This window comes from Microvirga sp. P4_G7, from assembly GCF_056401005.1.
This window is the reverse complement of sequence record NZ_JBFUKD010000414.1, coordinates 1-3,384: the sequence shown is the minus strand read 5'-3', so window position 1 is coordinate 3,384 and position 3,384 is coordinate 1. Positions and strand designations below refer to the sequence as shown.

Here is a 3,384-nt window from a genome sequence, read left to right as displayed (position 1 = left end):
ATCCCGGACCTTCGCGTTCAGGCGAGGGCCGGGCCGATAATTCGCCGAAAGCGGGCATCTGCCGCGTATATTGCCTGATCTTCCATGAGCATGGCGAGCCTTTTAGCAGCCTCCCCTGCGGGAATAAAGCGTCGCGCGAAGATGCGGCCTTGAAAAAGAACAGATGCAATCCAACGATTTAGGGATACCGTTGGACCATCACCCAAGAGAGATCGCATGACCTCCCCATCCTCGATCGTGAGCCACCGCTCCCAGGCCGGGTTCGACCTGACGCCCCCCTCCTCCGAGCAATTCGACCGACTGGTCGCCGACCTCGACGACGAGGAGCGGCGTGTTCTGCTCGATCACGGCACGGAACGTCCGTTCTGCGGCATTTTCAACGCGGCCAAAGAAGCCGGCACTTATGTCTGCCGTCTCTGCGGGCTGCCCTTCTTCCGCTCCGGCACCAAGTTCGAATCCGGCACGGGCTGGCCGAGCTTCTTTGCTCCCATCGACCGCGACCACATCGCGTTCATCCGGGATACCAGCTACGGCATGACCCGAACCGAGATCCGGTGCGCCCGGTGCGAAGGCCATCTCGGACACGTGTTCGACGATGGCCCTCCACCGACCGGCGAGCGCTATTGCATGAACTCCGCCTCCTTGCGCTTCGTCGCCGAGGGCGATCCGTTGCCCGATCTGCTTGATCGAGGAGCACCGGAGGGAGAACCGGCGCAGCTGGGTGCTTGAGCATCATGAGCACGGCACAGGTCGAGGCGAAATGGCAGGACAGCGCGGATTTCTACGCCGCGCTTCCGGTTTTCGACCGCTTCGCCCGCCTGACCGATCCGAGCCTCTATGCGCCCCTTCCCGACGACTGGATGGTGGGATTGTCGGACATCGTGCAATCCACCGCAGCGATTGCGGCCGGCCGCTACAAGGCGGTCAACACTGCAGCCGCCTCGGTCATCGTCGCCATGGCGAATGCTCTGAAGGACAACGACTTTCCGTTCGTATTCGGGGGCGACGGCGCGAGCTTCGCCGTGCCTCCGGGACGTGCCGAACTCGCCCGCAAGACGCTCTCCGACGTCGCGGCCTGGGTTCGTGACGATTTCGACCTCGATCTACGGGTCGCGCTCGTCAACGTGGCGGACCTGCGCGCCGCCAATGTGGATATCCGTGTCGCCCGGTTCGCCGCCTCGCCAGACGTGTCGTACGCCATGTTCACCGGTGGCGGCCTCGCTTACGCGGAGCGCCAGATGAAAGCCGGCGCCTTTTCTGTTCCTGCGGGACCGAAGGGAGCCCGTCCGGATCTGAGCGGGCTTTCGTGCCGCTTCGACCAGATTCCGGCCGAGCGCGGCATCATACTCTCGCTCATCGTCACACCTGCGAGCGACGACATCGCTTCTTTCGAACGCGTCGTCGAGCTCGTCCTGTCGCAGGTGGAAGGTGGCCCCGAGGCGTCGCGCCCCGCGCCCACGCATCTTCCACCGTTCCACTGGCCTCCGTTCGGTTTCGAATACGAAGCAAAAGCCCGCGGAGCACGAACATTGATCGCGCGCGCATCCGTGATGGTGCGGATCTTCATGTCCCTCGTCATCCTGAAGCTCGGGATCCCTATCGGCGGTTTCGATCCTGCGCGGTACCGGCGCCAACTCGTCGACAACACCGATTTTCGAAAGTTCGACGACGGACTTCGCATGACGCTCGATTGCACGCCGGCGCTCGCCGATCGCATCGAAGAGATTTTGCAGAACGCCGAACGCGACGGGGTCGCCCGGTTCGGCATCCATCGTCAGTCCTCGGCGCTGATGACGTGCTTCGTTCCCTCCCCGACCCGCAGCGATCATATCCACTTCGTCGACGGCGGCATGGGCGGATACGCGGCGGCGGCGCAGGCTCTGAAAATGAAGATGCCTTAGATCGTCAACCGATCAAGGATGTCGTCACATCGTCGCAAAGCATACGCCGCGCGTTTTCCGAATCCCTGTCCATCTGTGCGATCAGCGCATCGATGCCGTCGAATTTTTCTTCGCCACGAATCCAACCGACGAACTCGACATCGAGAACCTGATCATAGAGATCGCCCGAGAAATCGAACAGGAACGTTTCGAGAAGCGGCGCACCGTTGTCGAAGGTCGGGCGGCGTCCGAAACTGGCGACGCCGTCGACGACGCCACGCGGCGTTGTCGCGCGAACCGCGTATATTCCGTGCCGCAATCCGCAATCCTGCGGCAATCGCATGTTGGCTGTAGGATACCCCAGTTCGCGACCGCGCTTTTCCCCGTGCAGTACCGCGGAGCGCACGAACCAACGATAGCCGAGAAGCCTGTTCGCTTCGGCGACGCGACCCTCTTCCAACGCCGTGCGGATGGCGCTCGACGACACCGGTTCGCTCTCTTCCGAAACCGCTGGCATGACGATGCAATCGAGACCCTTGATGCGGCAAAGTTCGGCCATCACCGCCGGCGTCCCTTCGCGTCCGCGACCGAAATGAAAATCGTGGCCGACGATGACGCCGGACAACTCCAATCTGGTCGCCAGCAGATCGACGAAAGCCTCCGCCGACAACGCCGCGAAAGCGCTGTCGAAGCGGCGGATGAATGTGCCGGTCAAACCCAATCGCTGAAAGATCGCGAGTTTGACCGGTTCGGGCGTCAGCCGAAAAAGCGGTCTGTGGGGCTGAAAGAACAGGCGCGGATGCGGCTCGAACGTCACAACGGCGCTGGGGCGGCGGCCTTCGATCGCCCGCTCGATCAGCGAACGATGGCCGCGATGGACGCCGTCGAAGTTACCGATTGCCGCAAGCGCCCCTTTTAGCGGCACGGGAACGACGTCGGCATCACGGCAGACGATCAATGCAGCCTGTTCGGACGAAGGAGAACTCATGGAGATCAGCAGCGGATGTGTCGGGCGCGACCCTGTTGGAAATGCGCGGAGGAATCAAGCGGCCCAGGCGAGCGCGTCGGTAATGGCCTGTGGTTTGACCGGTTGGAGATCCACCCAATCCTGCACATGCTGCGAAACCAGAGGGCCGTGGTGAAGACCGAGTTCCGCCGCATGGATGCCGCGTGCGATCAGAAGCGAGTCGATCCCGAAGGCAGCGGCGCCGGCAATGTCGGTGCGGATCGCATCTCCCACGGCAAGCACGCGCTCCTTGGGAATGGAACGGCCGTCCAATTGCGCGGCGATGGAGAGGGCGCGCTCATAGACCGGCGCATGCGGCTTGCCGGCGTAGAAAACCTTGCCGCCCAGCTCTTCGTAGGCGAGGCCGAGCGCGCCGGCGCACGGCACGATCACGCTGCCGCGCTCGACGATGAGATCAGGGTTGGCGCAGATCATCACGAGATCGCGGGCCAGCATCTGTTCCAGGCGAGGGCGATAGGTTTCGGCAGTCTCTTGCTC

The 3,384-nt window shown here is 63.0% G+C and carries 5 protein-coding genes; 3 read left to right on the top strand and 2 right to left on the bottom strand.

Annotation, left to right across the window (positions count from 1 at the left end; translation table 11 throughout):
• The 3 genes from AC1DT3_RS15580 to AC1DT3_RS15570 all read left to right on the top strand — a co-directional run.
• On the top strand, positions 1-182 hold a 182-nt coding region (locus AC1DT3_RS15580), incomplete at its 5' end, for a hypothetical protein (RefSeq protein WP_477466155.1).
• Positions 183-216: 34 nt separating this feature from the next.
• Complete coding sequence (gene msrB, locus AC1DT3_RS15575) at positions 217-729, top strand: peptide-methionine (R)-S-oxide reductase MsrB (protein WP_477466154.1); 513 nt, start codon at positions 217-219, stop codon at positions 727-729.
• 5 nt (positions 730-734) lie between these two features.
• Complete coding sequence (locus AC1DT3_RS15570; RefSeq protein ID WP_477466153.1) at positions 735-1,901, top strand: DUF3095 domain-containing protein; 1,167 nt, start codon at positions 735-737, stop codon at positions 1,899-1,901.
• Between the two features lie 4 nt (positions 1,902-1,905).
• Here the strand turns inward: AC1DT3_RS15570 and AC1DT3_RS15565 are convergent, their stop codons facing one another.
• The gene (locus AC1DT3_RS15565; protein ID WP_477466152.1) at positions 1,906-2,868 is read right to left on the bottom strand and encodes a bifunctional riboflavin kinase/FAD synthetase; all 963 of its coding nucleotides are present in this window, start codon (positions 2,866-2,868) and stop codon (positions 1,906-1,908) included.
• Positions 2,869-2,922: 54 nt separating this feature from the next.
• On the bottom strand, positions 2,923-3,384 hold a 462-nt coding region (locus tag AC1DT3_RS15560), incomplete at its 5' end, for an HAD hydrolase-like protein (protein ID WP_477466151.1).